Origin of the sequence: Shewanella olleyana (assembly GCF_023283825.1) — a bacterium.
Classification (GTDB): Bacteria; Pseudomonadota; Gammaproteobacteria; order Enterobacterales; family Shewanellaceae; genus Shewanella; species Shewanella olleyana.
This window is the reverse complement of sequence record NZ_JAKILD010000009.1, coordinates 17,760-37,877: the sequence shown is the minus strand read 5'-3', so window position 1 is coordinate 37,877 and position 20,118 is coordinate 17,760. Positions and strand designations below refer to the sequence as shown.

The window sequence follows — 20,118 nt, the reverse complement described above, 5'->3', positions numbered from 1 at the left end:
AACTGTGTCAATCTAATTTAGTGGCTGTTAAATTATTTGGCAAGTCATTAAGCCATTAAAAAATACATATTTTGTTTGATTTTTGTGCGCTAGATTGATTTATTTACTCGGATTTTCATATTTTATAAGGTTTTCATTATTGTAAAAGGGCCAATTGATAGTTATTGTTAATCCGATTATCAAAGTGAAGTTGAGTAGTAGGGGTTGATTTGAAATATTCTAAAAAGCTATTAAATATAGGGCTTGCCTGCTCGCTGTTAATGCTTGGCGGGGCAGTGACGCCTGTTCATGCCTTTTCAATACCTGCTTCATTAGAGTCACAAGCTGATTCGAAACTGGTTCATATTCAATTAAGAGCTGCAGAGGGTAACGCCGATGCACAGTTTTTGTTAGGACTAATGAACTTGGCTGGGCGTTTTCTTGACCAAGATACTGAGCAAGGACTTTATTGGGTCGAGCAAGCTGCATTACAAGACCATATCAAAGCTCAGCAAACCATTGCTGACTTATCATTTGAAGGCGAGTTGCTGCCAAGAAATCTTGAAGTGGCTGAACAGTGGTATAAAACACTGGCTGAACAAGGTGATCAACGAGCACATTTTCGTTTAGGCTTCATTTATTCTGCTGGTGGCGATGGTGTTGAACGTAACTGCGGCAAAGCGCTAGAGCAGTTTAATCAAGTGGGCGATACGATAGCACTAGGGAATGTAGCTTGGATTTTAGCGACTTGTCCCGAAGCTCAGTATCGTGATGGTTCTCGTGCAGTAGAGTTAGCGCTACAACTACTAGAAAATAATTCTAATGATCCAACCAATTTAGATAACCTTGCAGCTGGCTATGCTGAGATGGGGCAATTTGAATTGGCTGTGGATACCCAACAAAAAGCGATTGAAGCATTAAAGCAAGATCCTGAAGTTGCCCTCAGTGATGAATTTATTATGCGACTTGAACAATATCGTCAACGCCAAGCTTATCGAGAAATCATTCCTTTAATGAATTAACTCAGCAATAACTTTCCACTCTATAAACGGCCAATTGGCCGTTTTTTAATTTATGCCTAAAACTTATTCAGTGCTTTAAAGTGGAGAAGGTACTTAAATGATAGGTTGCACTCAAATGATAGATTGCACTAAAGATTGAGGCTGGCTGAGGGGGATTAAAGAGAAGAATTAGGTTTGCTGATATGCCCAAGTGCGCTAACAGATAAATATGGGGGAATTAACACCCATGAGCACATCAACTATCGTTCTTTCGCCTGAAGTCCCGATACTGAGAATGATAATCCTCATGGCTTAAAACAAACTTAAACAGTAACAACTAATCAACGGTAATCCTCAGATCACATCTAACGATGAGGTTTAGGCGTTTTCAGCAGCTTTCTTGTGCATCAGCTCTTTAATCAATGGCGTTAAGATCAGTTCCATTGCTAATGACATCTTGCCACCGGGAACCACCAAAGTGTTGACGCGAGACATGAATGAACCATCAATCATGCTGAGGTAATATGGGAAGTCGACATTATTAATATCGCGAAAACGAATAACAACAAAGCTTTCATCTAGGCTAGGAATGTCTTTAGCACTAAATGGGTTTGAAGTATCAACGGTAGGAACGCGCTGAAAGTTAATATGAGTGCGGGAAAACTGTGGCGTCATATGCTTAATATAATCATCCATGCTGCGCACAATCGAGCCCATGACTTTTTCACGGCTATGGCCACGATCTGATGTGTCTCGAATAATTTTTTGAATCCATTCCAAATTGACAATAGGTACCATGCCTATCAATAAATCAACATGTTGAGCGACATTAGCGTCTTCAGTAACAACACCGCCATGCAAACCTTCGTAGTAAAGCATGTCGGTATTTTCAGGTAACGGATGCCATTGAGTGAACGTACCAGGCATTTGGTTAAATGGTACTGCTTCATCAAATGTATGAAGATAACTACGGGTTTGGCCTTGACCCGTTTCTGAATAACTTTGGAAGCATTCTTCGAGTTTGACAAAGTTATTCGCTTCAGGCCCAAAATAGCTAATGTTGCGGTTTTCAGCTTGAGACTTACGGATCAATACTTCCATTTCTGCACGGGTGAAGTTATGAAAACTGTCCCCTTCGATAAAAGCAGCATTGATGCCGAGCTGACGAAAGATATGAGTAAATGCAGTTGTCGTTGTTGTTGTGCCGGCTCCAGAAGAACCAGTAACAGCGATTATGGGATGTTTAGTTGACATTTATCCTACCTAGATCAAACGTGAAATTAGCTAAATAACTGAGACAGTTCAGTGTTTTATCGTTCTGCTCATCGTTAACACTTTCATGATTAAACTTGAAGAAAAACAGACTCTATTTATACGGGCTGAATCGGTTGAGGTCAATCTTACAATGCTAATCCTGCTCCGCAGTAGGGTAAATGATGTGATCTTTATGCCTTATGGCAATGGATTCATCTTCTTCACTAAATTCTACTTTAAGCTCGCCTTGTTTAAGTGACTGTTTACATTTTTCAATAGCGGTGGCTAATTGTTGATCATCTAACATGCCGAAAGAGCCGTCTTCAACTTGGGTTAATAAGTACTCTTTAATCAGATTGTTAAAGGTGTCTTGTGGTAATTGCAGCAGTGCTTCATAGGGAATTAGCATAAATTAACTCTTAATAACTTAACTTTTGATGAATTGGATGATGCGAGACTCTAAATAAAAAGTGGGTCTCCAAGGGACGCCGCCAGAGATAAAGCCAACGTGGCCACCGTTTTGGTGTAATTCATATTCTACATGACTCGACATTTCTTCTGCCGAAGGAATAACTGCATCGGTCATGAATGGGTCATCCTGAGCATGGATCACTAATGTCGATTTTTGCACGTTTTTTAAAAAAGGTTTACCACTGGCTCGTTCGTAATAATCAAATACATCACTAAAGCCATGCAATGGCGCAGTGACTTGGTCGTCAAATAAGTGGAAGGTTTTTAAGTTGGTAATTTCATTAGCAGTTACAGGCATCTTACTGGCTAAATGGGATTCTGCCACTTTGGCTTGCATTTTATCTTGTAACTGCTTAATTAAATGCTGTTGATACACCGTTGAAAACCCATTTTCTAATTTTTTAGCGCAGGCAGCTAAACATAATGGCGCGGAAACGATGATGGTTTTTTCCAGCACACTATTGCTACCTTGTTCACCCTGATATTTGGCTAATACATTACCACCTAGGCTATAACCTACCGCATAAAGAGGTGAGTCAGGGTACTGTTGTTTTAATTGAGACAGAGTGAAGTGGATGTCTTGGGTGTCACCGCTATGATAGCTGCGAGCAAGTCGATTGGGCTCACCAGAACAACTACGATGATGATGCACTACAGCGCATAAGCCATTATCTTTGGCTGTTTGCAGCATTCGACGAACATAGTGCGAGTCGCTGCTTCCTTCAAGTCCATGCAAAATGACCAGTATAGGTTGGCCATTAATCGCTTCTCCAACCCAGTCTAAATCGACAAAATCACCATCAACGAGCTCTTGACGCTGTCGGGTGACTTCTGGTTTGTCCACTTTGAAAAACACAGGTAAAATCGTTTGGACATGGGCACTTACAGCCCACCAAGGTGGAGAGAAAAGCTTCTTCATAAGGGTATTTAATGTGCAATAGTTTGTTAATATTCAAACGTGTGTTTAAATGTTGGTTGAGTTCACTTTATCATAGATGCTTTTACTGCAACAAATGTGGCCTTTCAGGTCAGTAAATATACAGTACTGGTTTCTGGTGTTGATTTAAGATTTAGCTCTAACGGAAGTACTGACTAGAAAAGGGATACCAATGAAAAGAAGAACCTTTTTAACAGGCGCATTTACCGGAACAGCTGCGCTTGCTTTGGGCGTGAGCTTATATACTCCAGAAGTGACCGACAGTCCTGATGATACCCACCGGTTATTATTTAGTGTGCTTATCCCTGTTTTTATGGATGGGGCATTGCCTGATGTGCCGAATTATCGAGAAGCCTTCTTAAATCGCACTATTATTGCTATTAATCAAACGATTAGTGTATTGCCGACAGATCAAAAACAAGAGTTAGAACAGCTATTAACTATGCTTGAGTCTCGTTTCGGGTTATTGATTTTGACAAGCAGCATCACACCTTTAATGCTAAGAACTCCAGCAGAACTCAATGACATGTTAGAGCAATGGCGTCATCACTTTTTAGAGATGATGCAAACAGCCTATATTGGCTTACGTGAGCTAATTGTGGCGAGTTATTACGCCTGCCCTGAACATTGGGGACGTTTACATTACTCAAAACCTACCTTTTTAGATGCATAAGCCATTTGAATACATCAATTATTAACACACATTCTGGAGTATCAAATGGCAGCAACTATTATTGATCCTATCACTACTGGCTTGGCATCAGGCTGGCAGCATATTGACGCTAATCATTTAGCTGAAGACCAACATTTTGAAGCAGATGTTGTGATTGTCGGCACTGGCGCGGGCGGCGGCACTGCAGCAGAAATATTAACTGATGCCGGGTTGAGCGTAATAATGATTGAAGCTGGGCCGCTTAAATCATCCAGTGATTTTGATATGGAAGAGCGCACAGCATACCCCGACTTATACCAACAAGCTGCAGCAATGAAAACCGCAGATAAAGGTATTGGTATCTTTCAAGGTCGCAGTGTCGGCGGCTCAACCACAGTAAACTGGACTACATCGATTCGTACGCCGCAAAATGCGTTGGAATTCTGGGCTAAAGAAAAATCTGTTGCCGGTCTATCAAGTGAAAGTTTATTGCCTTGGTTTGAAAAAATGGAAGCAAGGCTCAACATTAGTGAGTGGCAATTCCAACCTAATCAGAACAATGCAGCGCTAAAAGAAGGCTGTGAAAAGCTGGGTTGGGAATACACAGTTATCAAGCGTAACGTCAAAGGTTGTTGGAACAGTGGTTACTGCGGCATGGGATGCCCAGTCAATGCGAAACAATCTATGCTGGTAACAACAATTCCAAGCGCGTTAGAGCAAGGCGCTAAGTTGATTTCAAATGCTAAAGTATTTGATTTAAAGCATAAAGGCGACAAAGTAGAAGGCCTGTCAGCGAGGGCGCAATCAGGTACTGCAGCCACACTGACATTTAGTGCAAGGCATTACATTTTAAGCGCAGGCGCGATTCATACCCCCACCATTTTAATGCGCGCTAACACTCCTGATCCGCATAAGTTATTAGGTAAGACATTTTTACATCCCACTCTGTTATCAGGCAGTATTTTTGATAAGCAAATTGATGGCCATAGTGGCGCGCCGCAATCAATCTATTCAGATGAATTTGTTTGGCGTGATGGTGCAGCCGGTGAAATGGGTTATAAACTTGAAGTACCACCAATTCATCCGGTATTAATCGCTTCAAAAACGATTGGTTATGGTCAAAGCCATGCGGAGTTAATGACTCACTTTAATAACCTTCAAGTCATGATAGCACTCGTCAGAGATGGCTACTCTGCTCAAAGCCCTGGCGGGCAGGTGAGATTAACAGACTCTGGTTTTGCGTTAGATTATTCTCTTGAAAAACCGTTTTGGGATACAGCAAGACGCGCATTTGCCACTATGGCTGAATTGCAATTTGCGGCAGGCGCTAGCAAAGTGCTGCCTATTAATGATGGTGTTGGTATGCAACTGAATTGGGCCCAAGCGAAAGAGACGATTGCGAACATGGACATTGGCTTGTTAAAAACCATTGTTGCTTCAGCGCATGTTATGGGAGGCTGTGCTATGGGTGAAGATAAAACGATGTCGATGATAAATAGTGAAGGCCAATCCCATTACTTTGAGAACCTATCTGTGATGGACGGTTCAATGTTCCCAACCAGTTTAGGCGCTAATCCACAACTGTCGATTTACGGTATTGTGGCACGAAACGCCACCTTACTAGCTGAACGATTAAAGCCTCAAATTCAGATTTAATAAGTCTTTAATGCCATATTAAAACCGATTATTATCAGTCTAATGGCAAACGGTTAAGGGCACTTGAACGAGCTTGTTTATGATTGAGAATCCCTATTAGTATTTTGGTGGGAGGATGTGTTTGCGCAAAAGCTTGACCCCTTACATGAGTCCTATCCTCTGCTTCAATTTTTTAGCTTTATATCGACACAAATTAGAATGGTTGTTATGGCTATGGGTTTCGCAAAAGGTAAGTGTTAGCGGCTAATCTTTGGTGGAAGTGCTGGTGTAAAACATGCTAGCTTAATCTAGGTGATTAAATATCAATCTAAAATTGAGTGAAGTTGTCTTAGTTAAAAGGGAAGGTTATGCCAAGGAAGTTGAGCCAGAAATTGTTGAGCGAATATTTTAAGAAACAATTGTTTACCCCGCTATATATAACGCAGTTATTTAAAACCTCATTGTTCAACTCCCAGTTCAATTCAAAACTTATTTTGTGTACAGGGATTTTAAGTTGCTCTTTATTGAGTGCTTGTAGTTCAACAACTTCAACATCGCCAGTCTCTCCATTACCTATGCCTGAAACTGGTCACTATTTTGCGAAGTTAAAAGCGCCAGCCTCTGTGCCTTCAATTGAAAGTTTGTCGGCTCTTTTACCTGAGCAAGAGCAGGAACTTAATGAATTTATTACTCGTGACGATATTGCTAGTTTGTCGAAACGTCATCAAGTCGCTCGCTTTATTCAAGACAAAATGGTCAACTTTAATTATGAAGGCCTAAATTACACGACTTCCGAGGCTTGGCAAAAGCGTTCTGGTAATTGTATGGCATTGGCAATGTTGACATTCGGTGTTGCTAAGCACCTAGATGTAAAAGCCGTTTTTCAAGTTGTCCATTCTGCACCGTTACTGACTCATATTTCCAATGATTTAATTGTGTCATCGGATCATGTTCGTACTTTTTTGTATGAATCAGATATAGCAGGTGTGTATTTTAATAATAGTGAGTTTAGTGTCATTGACTATTTCCCTGATAGAAACGATAGAAGTGGTGCGGTGGTTTTTGATGCTGAATTTTTAGCGATGTTTTATCGAAACTTAGCAGCTGATGCAATATTAAAAGATCAGCTGACGTTATCATTCGCATTACTAGAACAAGGCCTCAAACTAGCTCCTGAGTACATACCACTTATTAATATGATGGCAGTGGTGCATAGGCGTGTAAATGATCACGCGACCGCAGAATCTTATTATCAATATGGTTTACAGTTTGAGAATAACTCGCTTACATTACTAAGCAACTATGGCTACTCTTTAACTGAAGAGGGGAGGCTTGATGAAGCAGAAGCAATATTCAAGCAGTTATTATCCCTCGAAAATGACACCCCATATGGGTGGTATTCAATGGGTATTGAAGCATACTCGCTGAAAGACTACTCCACAGCAGAAACTTACTTTCAAAAGTTCATCAACAATAGCCCCTATTACCATCAAGCCTATTTTGAATTAGCGAAAGCTTTGAGTGCACAAGGTAAAACATTAAAAGCGGAAAAAACGTTAAAACAAGCACTTGAGCTAACTTCAATGGATGATAGCCAACAAAAATACCTCGCTAAGCTTAATTGGTTGAAGCAAGGTAGTTAATAACCTTTGCTATGCTTTTCGCTAATTAACATTTAAAAGTTATCTATATCATCTAAAAATTGCTCAATAAGGATGTTTACAATGTTCGGTCAATTATTTGTTTTTATTATCGGGATGTTAAGCTTAGTGTTGGGTCTTCGAGATGGCGATTATATTTGGGCTCTTTGTGGGCTAATCATGACCCTTTCAGGGATTAATCTTATATATAACCTGAAAACAGGTAAGAATATCTGGGATAAATCTAGCGAATAAAAATCCATTAATATGCGGTAAATTCTATACATTAAAAAAGCCACATTGCGTGGCTTTTATTCTTTTTAGGCTAAGGTTTAGACAGAGGTTCAGTCTAAGGTTAGTGCCACCATTTTAAGTGGGTGGTTATCATCGAAAGAGGGGAAGTCTTCATGGCAGTGTAGCCATTCTAATGAGGAAACCTTACGACCTTGTTTTTCCACACAGCGGATCAAACTATTCAACCAAGCTTCGCGTTCTACCTTTGCTACGTTATTACAGCAAACAATAGTGCCGCCGTCTTTGGTGGCTAACATTGCAGGTTTAAACAAACCTTGGTAATCGTTGATTAAGTCAACAGTACCAAAAGGGCTTTTTGCAAAACGAGGTGGGTCTAGAAATACTAAATCAAACTGAGTTGCAGGTAGCTTAGGATACTTAGGTAGCTTTTGACCACGTCGACCGCCGACTTTTAGACCTGCTAGTTGTCTTAATGCAGGAAAAGCATCACTTTGAATGAATTCACATACCTCAGAGACACCATTTAATTCAGCATTTTTCTTACCAGCTGCGAGTGCAAAAGATGAAAAGTCTACATTGACAACTCGACTAGCGCCGCCCATAGCTGCAGCTGTACCGATGCCACAGGTATATGAAAACAAGTTTAATACGGTTTTATCTTGACTATGAGCTCTAACGAACTCACGCCCGATACGCATATCAAGAAACAGCAATGGATCTTGGCCTTCATGACGCAGTTTAGAAGTAAACTTAATACCATTTTCTTGAATGACTTGTTCAGAGCAAGCAAACTCGTGATGTTCGCTGTGGAGGTTATTTTCGATGCGAGAGTTTCGTTTAGCGCGATCGTTATAAATAACCGGTAAGTCATTGAGTTTAGTTAATACAGAGCTGACTTCTTCAAGCTGATCTTCAGTTAAGGTTTGATGAAATGTCTGAATAAGCCAAGCATTGCCATATCTATCAATGTTAAGTCCATTTTCGCCTTCAACTGTACCGTGAAAAATACGAAAACAGTCAGTGCTGTTGAGTTCTGCATGGGTAAGAAACTCGGCCCGCTGACTAATAGCTTGGGTAAGTGAAGACTGCAAAGACATAGATAGGTGCTCAGTGAAGAAGTAGAAACAAGAGGTAATTATATCAAGCTTATTTGCTGCTGTGGGTAAAAGCTGACTTAAAAGCGAGTTAAGACCAAGTTATGTACTGGGTAAGACTTGGTTAAACGCTGAAAAAGCAGAGGTATGTGCCTTATTAGAGGCTCAAGTCGCACTATGGTAAGAACACTTTAAAGGTTTTATCGGCAATAATTTTACCATTAAGCTCAAGTGTCATACGCCAGTTACCGACTTTATTACTCACAGGAGCCCAAATACAGTCGCCTAAATAAAACTTCCAATCGTTTTCTTTTATATAGACTTCACCATCGAAGGGCTCACGGATATTGCCGTCAGAATCTGGTATATCTGGATGATAAATACAGTATTTAAGGACTTGGTTTTTGGCCTTTTTAATACGAGTAACAAAACCAAATTCCATATCTAATATGGCAGGCACATGCACAGTTGCTTCTAAAAAGCGTGGTAATTGATCACTTTCAGAATCCCATTGGCTGAATATACCTGACTGGATAATACTGATATCTGCTTTTAATTTACTCATAACCTTTTGCGATGTAGATTTTGCTGTGTAGATTTTACTTGTAGAGATAACGATGCGCTATAAGTCTGTTTATTTACTCGTTACCTGCTTTATTGCGGTCGTCATTGCAAACTCATAACCTTGGATCCCTAAACCACAAATCACTCCAACTGCTTTGTCAGAAAGGTAAGAATGGTGTCTAAAAGGCTCACGGGCATGAACATTTGAGATATGGACTTCAATAAAAGGAATATTCACGCCAAGTAAAGCATCGCGAAGTGCCACGCTAGTGTGAGTAAACGCCGCAGGATTAATCACAATAAACTGTGCATCGGTTGCATGAATTGCATCGATTAGCTCAAACTCAGCGTTAGATTGTATATGCTCGAAGGCCACATCAGCGGCACTTGCTTGGGCATTAGCATTGTTAACTATGGTGTCTAAGTTGTCACTGCCATATAGCCCAGGTTCACGACGACCTAATAAATTTAAATTAGGGCCATTCACTAATAAAATTTTGGCTTGAGTCGTCATTGAGGTTCCTTGCTAAATAATTGAGTTGCCAATAATACGCTGTATCTAATCTGTGTTTAATAAGCTTATGTCAGTGTAATTTATCACGTTAATGATGACCAAGCGGGGAATTATTTTCATGATTCATAAAATAACTCAATCACTGGTACATTGACTTATCTTGCCTTAATAATCTGATTTACTGCTTCTAAGTGCTTTAGTCGCACCGCGTTTCTTTTTGGAATCAACTCGGCGGCGCTGGCTGCCTTTGGTCGCTTTGGTTGGAATACGTGCCTTTTGCACAATGCCGACTCCTTTTACCAATTCAATAAACTGCTCTAATGCCAATTGACGATTAAAGTCTTGGCTGCGGCTTTGCTGACACTTAATAATGATTTTGCCACTTTTAGTAATTCTATGGTCAGCTTTTGCCAGTAGCTTTTGCTGGTAAAACTCTGGCAACGAAGATTGCCTAATATCAAAAATAATCTGTGCTGCGGTGGAAACTTTATTAATATGTTGGCCGCCCGCACCACTTGAACGGATGAATTGCCATTCAATTTCATTATCTTCAATGCTGACACGGTTGGTAATATTTATCATTTGTAGAGTTAACTTAACTATTTTTAGCGCATAAGTGTGCTGAGTTTAACAAACTTTTCTATAGTACAGCTGATAAGATTTGTTACTATCAGCAAGAATATAGGCTGCAATCTGAACATTTTTTGTCAGTTAGCCGCATTACCTTGGAGTTGCTTTATGTTGTGCCAAATCCCAGATATCGCCGAAGGTGTTATTAGTTTATTTGTTAGTGGCCGTTTATCTACTCAAGATTACCAAACTCATCTACAACCGCTAATTACCCAATATCGTGAAGATAGTGGCAAAGTTCGCTTATACATAGAAGCTGACGTTTTGTTAGAAGGTTGGGATGTCAGCTCATTATCAGGTGGCGATAAAGTACAGCTGCCACATTTTGATGCCTTGGTATTTGTAGGCGGCCCAGACTGGGTAGGTAATTCAGTGAACTTATTAGGGCCATTTATGCAAGGCGAAGTGGCTTGGTATCCGTTAGAGCAAAAACAACAAGCGATCGCTTGGTTGTTAAATTAATTTCAAACCATTTATTTACGTTATTAAATCAAGGAAGTTATTACGACATGTCTATGAAATCATCAGTATCTAAAGTTGTAGCAAAACTCACCGCATTAGTATCTGCAAGTGTGCTTGTTTTAGGGCTCACCGCTTGTGCTCCTGAAGTGGGCAGCGAAGCATGGTGTAAGCAAATGAAGGAAAAGCCAAGTGGTGATTGGACTGCTAATGAAGCCGCTGATTACGCAAAGCACTGTGTGTTTTAAACTTCCCAATCATCTTTAATATAAAAGATTATTTAAAGTGCTGACTTACCTAACCCAGAAGCTAGCATGCTAGCCCAGGTCAGGCCGTTACATTCGTTATTGTTCAAACGGCAAGTACCATAGTCGCAATTGCGATTTCGATTGAAGGTTACTTATTACGATCGCTTTCAACTGTAGAACGAGTAGCAGCAATTTAGACCGAACCTTGGGTGCTATTTAATCCATTTGGGACAGACTTTATAGGCGTGGCGGTTGTGCAGGGATTACTGGCTGTGCAATGGAAAATGGAAGATAAAGCTGCAGTTTAGCAGGGCATGCTAACAAAAAATAGGTTTAGCTTGAACGGCTAAACCTATTTTTATTTAAAAGCACATCGGTGGCTAATAACTTGTGATATAGACCGTTAAGATGTAGGTCGTTGCTGAGCCATTAGTGTCAGTTGGTTCAATATAGCGAACATGAAAATTTATAGTTTCATTATCTAGATTGTAGCCGTAACGTAAGTTTGATGAGCCTACTTCAACGTTAGGTGTACAGCCGCCACTTCTAAAACAGAAGTCTATTTCAGGTCCTAACCCCAGAAATTCTGCTAATCCACCGCCAGCATTTTCGCCAAAAGCTTCAGGGTAACCAAGCTTTATTTCAATCACTTCACCATTGTAAATAATCAGCTTCTATCTGTTCAGGTTTACATGGCATTTACGCACTATTTTCAGCGCTAAGACCAATGCTATTTCCCCAAAAAGTTGTACTCAAAGCTATCTTAGTGAAATTATTGTTAATTTTGTGACAAATAAGCCCCATATGTACCATTACTTAAGTTGCTGTTATTTATGGGTATTAATATTTGGTTCACATTTGTGAAACTTTGTTGTCATTTCTGCGCAGTCTTTCTGTCATTTAAGCGAGTTAATTTGTCGACCAGCCAAATTACTTAACACGCTTAAATCCGTCTTCGGAGATGACAATGGAACTGAAAAACATTTTTAAACTTAACGCTGTATCTGCTGCACTTTCTGCAACTTTATTACTTGCTGGTTGTGGTGGTGATATCAATATCGATACAGGTTCAGATACGGAAACACCAACGACCCCGGATACGCCAACGACTCCTGACGTATCAGATCAGGAAGCGGCTTACGGTGGCTTTGCTGAGAAGAGCGCGACAATCGCAGCGATAGACGGCAAAGAGGTTTGGGTGTTATCTGGCACACTTGCTCCTTCTACTGCAGCTTCAACCGTCAATGTTGGTGGTCAAGATGGCGACAAAATCATTCTTGGTAATGATGTAGTTTGGATGCTTGATGGTGCTGTTATCGCGGGTGCTGATAAAGCAGACTCGGTTGAGCTATCAGTAATGGCTGGCACTAAAATCGTGGGTGGTAGCGAGTCTTACCTAGTCATTAGCCGTGATTCAAAAATTATGGCTGAAGGTACAGCTGAAGCACCTATCGTATTTACCTCTCTTGAATCTGCACTGGGTCAAGAAGGCGAAGCGGGACAGTGGGGCGGCTTAGTTGTTTTAGGTAACGCGCCAGTTAACTCATGTCCTGACTTAACCAGTTGTGATGCCGCTTTTGAAGTCGGTAGCCACAGCTATGGTGGTGATGACACTGAAGATAGCTCAGGTGTTATCCAATATGTCCGCGTTGAGTTTGGTGGTTTTAAAATCAACGATACCCAAGAAATGAACGGTATCAGTTTTGCAGCAGTAGGTGCAGGCACAACTGTTGACCATATCCAAATTCATAAAAATAACGATGACGGCGTTGAATTCTGGGGCGGTAACGTTTCACTTTCACACGTTGTATTAACAGAAAACTTTGATGATTCTTTAGATTGGACTAACGGTTGGCAAGGTAGTGCACAACACGTTTATATCCGCCAAGAAGATAACGGTTCTAACCGTGGTATCGAAGCTGACAGCAACAGCAGCGCTGATGCAGAGCCTCAATCTCGTCCAACTCTCGCTAACTTCACCATTCAAGTGGCTAACGGCACCAACAGTGGCGGTGACGATGCTGAAGGTATTTTATTACGTAAAGGCACAGCAGTAGATGCTTACAACATGCTGGTTAAAGGTGATGTTGCTTCTGGTGAGTGTTTAGAAGTTAATGATGACAATACAGTTTTAGCAGCTGAAGCTGGCAATTTAAACATGCAAAACAGCTTAATCGATTGTATTGAGCCGTTTAAAGATGCAAAACCTGATGCTGAAGAAGGCCGCACATTAGCGCTTGATGTGGAGCAATGGTTCCTTGAGCAAGAAGGCAACTTAGTCGGAGCATCTGACTTAACTGATTACATGCCTAATTCATCTTCAGTTGCCTTAACTGGTGGCGCGGCTGATTTAGCCAATATGGATGACCGTTTAGTTGATGCGCAGTACATCGGTGCATTTGACGGCACGACTGACTGGACTAGCGGTTGGACGACTGCAATTCATGAGGATGCAGCTCCTGCACCCACTGAGTTACCTGTATTAACGTCATGTCCTGTTGGCACAACTTCTGAAGAAGTGGTTGCAGGTCTTTATAAAGATGACAGCGTCACTTTAGTTTGTTCAATCCAAGGCAACATTACTACAAATACAACACTGCTTGCTGGTCAAAACGTGATGTACAAAGTCGATGGCGGCGCAGTGGTTGTAGGTGGTGATAATACTGATTCTGCAACATTGGCCATTCAAGCTGGCACACAAATGTTTGCTACTGATAACAGCTACATTGCAGTAAGCCGTGGCTCAAAAATCATGGCTCAAGGTAGTGCTGAGCACCCAATCGTAATGACATCGCAACAAGATGTGATTGCTGGCGCAGAAGGTGAGCGCGGCCAATGGGGTGGTTTAGTTTTACTGGGTAACGGCGAAACAAACACTTGTCCTGATAAAAATGTTTGTGATGCTTCATTCGAAGTTGGCGATTTCCCATACGGCGGTAACGACAATGCAGATAGCAGCGGTCAAGTTAGCTACGTGGTAGTGAAATACGCTGGTTTCAAAGTTAATGATACTCAAGAAATGAACGGTATCTCGTTTGCTGCAGTGGGTAGCGGAACTCAAGTTGACCATATTCAAGTTCATGCGAATGGCGATGATGGTGTGGAGTTCTGGGGTGGTGCGGTAAACCTTAAATACGTTTACTTAACAGACAACTTCGATGACAGCTTAGATTGGACTAACGGCTGGCAGGGTAAAGCACAATACGTGTATATCACTCACGAAGATGGTCAAGCTAACCGTGGCTTTGAAGGCGACAGCCATAAAGGGACTGACGATACGCCAGTGTCTAACCCAACTATCTCAAACGTAACGATTTTACCAGGTGTTGATATTGAAAATGCCAGTGGCGACAAAGGTGAAGGGATTATCCTTCGCGTTGCAACTGCGGCTTCAATCCACAACTTACTGATTCAAGGTCGTAAAGGTTCAACTGCTGAAACTGAATCTGGTGAGTGTTTAGAGTTAGACGGGACTTATGCTGGTCTTGTAGGCAATGTTAACGATGGGTCATTAATGATTTCTCACTCAGTTATCGATTGTAACGAGCCGTTTAAGTATAGCTCTGACAATGCTGCAACGACTGATGCCGTTGACACAGAAGCATGGTTCTTAGCGCAAACGGGCAACTCAGCTCAAGCAGTGACATTAACAGACGGTATGCCTGCAGGTACTGACACAGTATTGCTAGGTACAGGTCTTGATATGAGCACAACTGATACCTTCTTCGAATCAACTGATTATATCGGTGCATTCGATGGCCAGACTGATTGGCGTGAAGGTTGGGCTTTTATTAAGTAACTGAATGAGTTACTAAGCCTTAAACATCAGAGGGTGTTCCTCTGATGTTTAAAAAAGCGCTCAGACAGTCTCTATCACTGAGCGCTTTTTAAAGTTTGTCCTAATGCTACAACCGAAATAACCAAGTTAATTATCTGCCACTGATGCTCTAGACGCTGCCGTCAAACTGCATCGAGATGGCGCTACCTGAACTGTGTACAGGATTGAAAAACGCTATGAAAACCAAGCCGAGTTTTATCGCTAACAAGCTAAGCCTAGCTGTTGTAACTGCTATTTCAGTAGCCTCACTTTTTACAACACTGCCTGCTTACTCGGAAGAAACACCTGAGATTGATCCGGGTGAAGATTTCCCAATTGAAGTTATTGCTGTTACTGGTCGTTTGCGCACCTCCGCTTCAGCTGCTGTTGAAGAACGTCGTGAGCAGCCTACTGTCGTCGACATTATGGGTGCTGACCAAATTTCTCGAACGGGTGACAGTGACGCCGCTGCAGCACTTCGCCGTGTGACTGGTTTAACCCTAAAAGATGGCAAGTTTATTTATGTGCGTGGTTTAGGTGAACGTTATTCAAGTACTTCTTTAAATGGTGCCGTTGTGCCATCACCCGATCCAACTCGTAACGTGGTTCCGCTGGATATGTTCCCAGCTTCAATTATCGAATCACTCTCAGTACAAAAAGCGAGTACAGCCAGCACACCTGCCGCATTTGGTGGTGGTCACGTTGATATTCGTACTAAATCGATTCCAGCAGATTTCTTTTTTAAAGTTTCATTAGGTGGTCGTTACAACACCAATGATTCTGACGATACCTACACCTATAACGGTGGTGGTGACGACTGGACAGGACAAGATGATGGCACTCGTGAGATGCCAAATAGTATTAATGACGTCACGAACATGTATGGCGGGATCAGCCCAATTGATATCGTTACTGGCTCAAACGGTACCATTGATTTTGCCCAAGCGCAGGAAATTAACCGTGGCTTAGCCAGCGATATGTATCGTGATATGACGGTTTTCACTGAAAGCACTGACCCAGGTATTCGTGGCAATATCGCCATTGGTGACCGCTGGGATCTCAGCGACGATATTATTTTTGGTGCGATGGCAGCAGCCTCTTACAAAGAGCAAGCTGAAAACTACACAAAAACAGAAGTTGAGTTAGCGGGTGATGCTGACAACGTGCAAATCGAAAACTCAAAAGATGTCATGGGTACCGATTCAATCGTGCAAATGTCTGGCATGCTCAATTTAGGTTTAGAAATTGGATACGATCATAAAATCCAGACCTTTTCGACTTACCTACGTGATACTTCTGATGATGTTTCAGTAGCTATAGAAGAAACTATCGATACTATTTCTGAGCCAAATGCGCTGCAAGTGTATGACGTATCTTATGAAGAACGTAATCTAATCAGTAACCAAATTCAGGGTAATCACTTTTTCGAATACCTTTGGGATTTAGAAGCAAATTGGATGTATTCAGACGCAAGTTCAAAGCGTTATGCTCCTAATGAGCTTTCATACACGTATAACGTGTTATTCGATGATGCGAACAACATGACAAGCCGCAACTTGAATACTCAAGATGCGCCAAAGTATGTGTATAGCCGCCTTGACGATAATACCGAAAACTACAAGTTTGACTTAACCCTGCCGTTTGAATTTGGCATGAATGTGTTGAAAATTAGCGGTGGTTATGAATATTTTGAACGTACTCGTGAAAGCTATGCAACCCGCCTAGGTTTTGATGTTGGCTTAAGCCCAACCGATCCAAACGGTGACATTTTATCGGGTGAATTTGACAATATTTTCTCTGATGAAAACATTGCCAATGACAACTTAGATTTAGAACTTAAAGATGCCTCAACAGACACTGAAGATTACATTGCGGCAGAAATGATTGATGCTGGCTTTGTTAATCTTGATATCGACTTTGACGATGTATGGCGCTTTGTTGCTGGGGTGCGTTATGAAGATTTTCGCCGTGTAACTCTGCCGCTGACGCCAGATGGTGAAGTGTCTGACGAAGGTGGTCGTTATGATATGGAAGATTACGCAATCGCTGAAGATGGCTGGTTCCCGTCAATGTCGTTAACCTGGAAATCATCAGACGTAAGCCAATGGCGATTTGGAGCAAGTAAAACTCTAGTACGACCTGACTTACGTGAAGTTGCGCCGGTACGTTTCCAAGATCCTATAACGGGTTTTGATTTCTTCGGTAATCCAGAGCTTGAAAGTTCAGACATATACAACCTAGATTTACGCTGGGAACACTACTCTGAAGATGGTGCGAACTGGAGTGTGGGCGGCTTCTATAAAGATGTCGATGCACCGATTGAAGCGATTCAACGTATTTCGGAAGCGGGTCGCCAGCTTAAGTTCTATAACGCTGAGTCAGGTGTGATTTACGGCCTCGAAACTGAGTTCTTACATGACCTTGGCTTTATTGGTAGTGAAGGTGGCTTTTGGGAAGACTTCTTCATTGCGGGTAACTTAACCTTAAGTGATTCAGAAATTGAAATTACTGGTAACGGTGAGATTGACCCAACAAATAATAAACGCCGTATGACAGGTCATTCAGAATGGGTAGCTAATATGCAATTTAGCTATGACTCAGCAAATGAATCCCATAGCGCTACACTGGTATATAACGTCTTTGGTGAACGTATTGCTTATGGTGGACGTGGTGGTTTAGATGACGTTTATGAGCAACCTTTCCATAGTTTAGATTTCACTTATAGCTTCTTACCAACAGAAAGCTTTGGCGTGAAGTTTAAAGTAAAAAATATCCTTGGTGAAACCACTGAATACGACCAACAAGATGTGGTGGTATACGCAAAAGAGCCAGGTACAGAATTCACTCTGCAGTTTGATTACCAATACTAAAAATAGTAGCAGGGTTATCTGTCACTGCATTGCGGATATATGATAACCCTTTGGTTTTCTTGAGTGTAACAAGGTACTGATTTTTAGCATTATTACTTCATCCTTTTAATGCTGCTAATCCGGTGCACAGTGATGTTTTAATATGGAATCTGGAACATTTCACTTTAGACATCACACGCTTCTTTATTAATGAAACGTTATTTAAGACAGGCGTTTTTAAACAAAGAAGTTAGTCTTAAAAATAGCAAGATCAGTGTTCAATTTAGCGATATTACTTCATCCTTTTATTGCTAAAAAATAACACTAGGCCACTTTCTTCTGGAACAAGAAAGTGGCCGTTTTTGTTTTTGAATATAAGATATTTACTGAGGCGTATATTTTTGTTTTACCTCTTCAATGAGTTGTCGCCACTGAGGGTATTTCGCAAAGCTTTGTTGTAAGTCGCCCCAAGGCGATAATGTATCTTCTAGTACTTCTCCAGATACATCGATACCTTGGGTGGCAAGGTACAAGTAATAAAATGCAGAGGCGCGATAGTTTGCCGCACAATGAACCAATATCGATTTGTCGTTATGACGTTCCATAACAGTAAAAAACTGCTCAACGTCTTCTATTGTGGGCTGCTGCCAATCCACTTCAATATTTTCGTATTTCATGCCTGACTTTTCGACTAAGTCTGCTTCTTGCTGCAAGTAGTTAGGATTATTGGTGGGAATTAAATTGATCACGACCTCAACCCCCGCATCTGCGAGTGTAGTAAATTCACTTTTAGTGGGCAGCCCTGCGGTAATGACTTGGTTGTTATTGATTTTTATTGCTTTGATATTATCTAGATAAGCCGGATTTATCGCAGCGGCAGCCGGATTAATTATTGTCATCAAAAGTGTCCCAATTAAAGCGAGTATTGCCATACCTTTTACCAAGGTAGAGTTAAGATTTTGCTGAAAGCCGGTGTCGTTTTTCATGGTATGAGTCCTAATCCTTTAGGATGGTATTAATAACAGATATTTCATCGGTACTAAATTCAAGATGATTAAGCGCTTTCACTGAATCAGTAATTTGAGCTGGGCGACTGGCACCAATTAAGCAGCTGGTGACAGCAGTATTATGTAAGGTCCATGCGATGGCCATTTGCGCAAGTGATTGCTGACGTTGTTGTGCTAATTCGTTTAATGCGGTCACTTTGTTTAGCTTTGCTGGGGTGATGTCTTTATCAGCTAAATAAATTTGGTGTTGCTGAGCTGCACGTGAGTCTTGCGGGATCCCTTTAAGGTATTTATCAGTTAATACCCCTTGAGCCAGAGGTGAGAAGACAATTGAGCCAACGCCTTCATCTTGTAATACTTGGGTTAAGCCATCTTCAATCCAGCGATCAAACATATTATAGCGTGGCTGATGAATAAGCAGTGGCGTGCCTAATTCACGTAGTATTTTTACCGCTTGCTGAGTTTGTGCTGGTTGATAATTTGAAACCCCGACATACAAAGCACGCCCTGAGCGGACGATGTAATCTAATGCTTGCATGGTTTCTTCTATGGGAGTGTCAGGGTCCATACAGTGATGATAAAAAATATCAAAATACTCAAGCCCAGTTCGTTTAAGGCTTTGATCGCAACTTGCGACTAAATATTTACGTGAGCCACCCATACCATATGGCCCAGGCCACATGTCATAACCTGCTTTACTGGAAATAATTAACTCATCACGATACGGCGTAAAGTCTTGCTGATAAATAGCCCCGAATGTTGACTCTGCAGCGCCGTAATGAGGGCCGTAGTTATTGGCTAAATCAAAATGAGTGATACCAGCATCAAAAGCCGTTTGCAGCATGCTACGGGCATTACTTTGCGAGTCATCGGCGCCAAAGTTTTGCCACAAACCTAAGGATAACTTCGGCAAGCGAATACCACTTCGGCCACAAGGTTCAAAGGCCATGTTTTTATATCTATCAGGGTTGGCAAGATAATGGGGCGTTGGCTCGTGAGTGATCATTTATCATCCTAAAAATGAGTCGTTAGTGGCTATTTAAATTAACTATAACTATCCGAATACGATAGCGGGTAAACGTATATTCGCAATAACTCATTATTGTCATATT

At 41.3% G+C, this 20,118-nt stretch carries 19 protein-coding genes; 9 read left to right on the top strand and 10 right to left on the bottom strand.

Annotation, left to right across the window (positions count from 1 at the left end):
- Positions 1 to 209: 209 nt before the first annotated feature.
- A complete protein-coding gene (locus L2735_RS08075) occupies positions 210 to 1,001 on the top strand; it encodes a tetratricopeptide repeat protein (protein WP_428848301.1) in 792 nt (263 codons plus the stop codon).
- Positions 1,002 to 1,358: 357 nt separating this feature from the next.
- On the opposite strand, the gene L2735_RS08070 is transcribed toward L2735_RS08075, so the two are convergent.
- From L2735_RS08070 to L2735_RS08060, 3 genes are all read right to left on the bottom strand, one after another.
- Positions 1,359 to 2,234: a phosphoribulokinase gene (locus tag L2735_RS08070; protein WP_248984215.1), complete on the bottom strand. Its 876-nt coding sequence runs from the start codon at positions 2,232 to 2,234 to the stop codon at positions 1,359 to 1,361.
- Positions 2,235 to 2,388: 154 nt separating this feature from the next.
- The gene (locus tag L2735_RS08065) at positions 2,389 to 2,643 is read right to left on the bottom strand and encodes a YheU family protein (protein ID WP_248984214.1); all 255 of its coding nucleotides are present in this window, start codon (positions 2,641 to 2,643) and stop codon (positions 2,389 to 2,391) included.
- 18 nt (positions 2,644 to 2,661) lie between these two features.
- A complete protein-coding gene (locus L2735_RS08060; RefSeq protein ID WP_248984213.1) occupies positions 2,662 to 3,624 on the bottom strand; it encodes a hydrolase in 963 nt (320 codons plus the stop codon).
- Between the two features lie 190 nt (positions 3,625 to 3,814).
- Between L2735_RS08060 and L2735_RS08055 the strand changes: the two genes are divergently transcribed.
- The 4 genes from L2735_RS08055 (at position 3,815) to L2735_RS08040 (ending at position 7,824) form a co-directional block, all read left to right on the top strand.
- A complete protein-coding gene (locus L2735_RS08055; protein ID WP_248984212.1) occupies positions 3,815 to 4,315 on the top strand; it encodes a TAT leader-containing periplasmic protein in 501 nt (166 codons plus the stop codon).
- A 45-nt stretch (positions 4,316 to 4,360) separates the two neighbouring features.
- Positions 4,361 to 5,950: a GMC family oxidoreductase gene (locus L2735_RS08050; RefSeq protein WP_248984211.1), complete on the top strand. Its 1,590-nt coding sequence runs from the start codon at positions 4,361 to 4,363 to the stop codon at positions 5,948 to 5,950.
- A 347-nt stretch (positions 5,951 to 6,297) separates the two neighbouring features.
- On the top strand, positions 6,298 to 7,572 hold the full coding sequence (locus L2735_RS08045; RefSeq protein WP_248984210.1) for a tetratricopeptide repeat protein: 1,275 nt from the start codon (positions 6,298 to 6,300) through the stop codon (positions 7,570 to 7,572).
- An 81-nt stretch (positions 7,573 to 7,653) separates the two neighbouring features.
- The gene (locus L2735_RS08040) at positions 7,654 to 7,824 is read left to right on the top strand and encodes a hypothetical protein (RefSeq protein WP_248984209.1); all 171 of its coding nucleotides are present in this window, start codon (positions 7,654 to 7,656) and stop codon (positions 7,822 to 7,824) included.
- Positions 7,825 to 7,913: 89 nt separating this feature from the next.
- On the opposite strand, the gene L2735_RS08035 is transcribed toward L2735_RS08040, so the two are convergent.
- The 4 genes from L2735_RS08035 to arfB all read right to left on the bottom strand — a co-directional run bounded on the left by L2735_RS08035 (position 7,914) and on the right by arfB (position 10,578).
- Positions 7,914 to 8,921 carry a class I SAM-dependent rRNA methyltransferase gene (locus L2735_RS08035; protein ID WP_248984208.1) on the bottom strand — a complete coding sequence of 336 codons (1,008 nt, stop codon included), beginning with the start codon at positions 8,919 to 8,921 and terminating at the stop codon, positions 7,914 to 7,916.
- A 172-nt stretch (positions 8,922 to 9,093) separates the two neighbouring features.
- Complete coding sequence (locus L2735_RS08030; RefSeq protein WP_248984207.1) at positions 9,094 to 9,483, bottom strand: DUF3859 domain-containing protein; 390 nt, start codon at positions 9,481 to 9,483, stop codon at positions 9,094 to 9,096.
- Between the two features lie 69 nt (positions 9,484 to 9,552).
- Complete coding sequence (aroQ, locus tag L2735_RS08025) at positions 9,553 to 9,996, bottom strand: type II 3-dehydroquinate dehydratase (RefSeq protein ID WP_248984206.1); 444 nt, start codon at positions 9,994 to 9,996, stop codon at positions 9,553 to 9,555.
- A 165-nt stretch (positions 9,997 to 10,161) separates the two neighbouring features.
- Positions 10,162 to 10,578 carry an alternative ribosome rescue aminoacyl-tRNA hydrolase ArfB gene (gene arfB / locus L2735_RS08020; protein ID WP_248984205.1) on the bottom strand — a complete coding sequence of 139 codons (417 nt, stop codon included), beginning with the start codon at positions 10,576 to 10,578 and terminating at the stop codon, positions 10,162 to 10,164.
- Positions 10,579 to 10,734: 156 nt separating this feature from the next.
- Between arfB and L2735_RS08015 the strand changes: the two genes are divergently transcribed.
- Together L2735_RS08015 and L2735_RS08010 are read left to right on the top strand one after the other, a co-directional pair.
- Positions 10,735 to 11,088, top strand: coding sequence for a SpoIIAA family protein (locus L2735_RS08015; protein ID WP_248984204.1), 354 nt, complete (start codon positions 10,735 to 10,737; stop codon positions 11,086 to 11,088).
- Positions 11,089 to 11,141: 53 nt separating this feature from the next.
- Entirely contained in the window at positions 11,142 to 11,333 is a 192-nt protein-coding gene (locus tag L2735_RS08010) for a DUF3012 domain-containing protein (protein ID WP_428848303.1), read from the top strand.
- Positions 11,334 to 11,713: 380 nt separating this feature from the next.
- Here L2735_RS08010 and L2735_RS08005 read toward each other — a convergent pair whose 3' ends face one another.
- The gene (locus L2735_RS08005; RefSeq protein ID WP_248984202.1) at positions 11,714 to 11,983 is read right to left on the bottom strand and encodes a hypothetical protein; all 270 of its coding nucleotides are present in this window, start codon (positions 11,981 to 11,983) and stop codon (positions 11,714 to 11,716) included.
- Positions 11,984 to 12,300: 317 nt separating this feature from the next.
- On the opposite strand from L2735_RS08005, the gene L2735_RS08000 reads away from it, so the two are divergent.
- Together L2735_RS08000 and L2735_RS07995 are read left to right on the top strand one after the other, a co-directional pair.
- Positions 12,301 to 15,132, top strand: a complete 2,832-nt coding sequence (locus L2735_RS08000; RefSeq protein WP_248984201.1) for a hypothetical protein — start codon at positions 12,301 to 12,303, stop codon at positions 15,130 to 15,132.
- Positions 15,133 to 15,347: 215 nt separating this feature from the next.
- Positions 15,348 to 18,020: a TonB-dependent receptor domain-containing protein gene (locus tag L2735_RS07995; RefSeq protein ID WP_248984200.1), complete on the top strand. Its 2,673-nt coding sequence runs from the start codon at positions 15,348 to 15,350 to the stop codon at positions 18,018 to 18,020.
- A gap of 362 nt (positions 18,021 to 18,382) precedes the next feature.
- Here L2735_RS07995 and L2735_RS07990 read toward each other — a convergent pair whose 3' ends face one another.
- Positions 18,383 to 18,985 carry a protein tyrosine phosphatase family protein gene (locus tag L2735_RS07990; protein ID WP_248984199.1) on the bottom strand — a complete coding sequence of 201 codons (603 nt, stop codon included), beginning with the start codon at positions 18,983 to 18,985 and terminating at the stop codon, positions 18,383 to 18,385.
- 10 nt (positions 18,986 to 18,995) lie between these two features.
- Complete coding sequence (mgrA, locus tag L2735_RS07985) at positions 18,996 to 20,012, bottom strand: L-glyceraldehyde 3-phosphate reductase (RefSeq protein WP_248984198.1); 1,017 nt, start codon at positions 20,010 to 20,012, stop codon at positions 18,996 to 18,998.
- Positions 20,013 to 20,118: the final 106 nt, after the last annotated feature.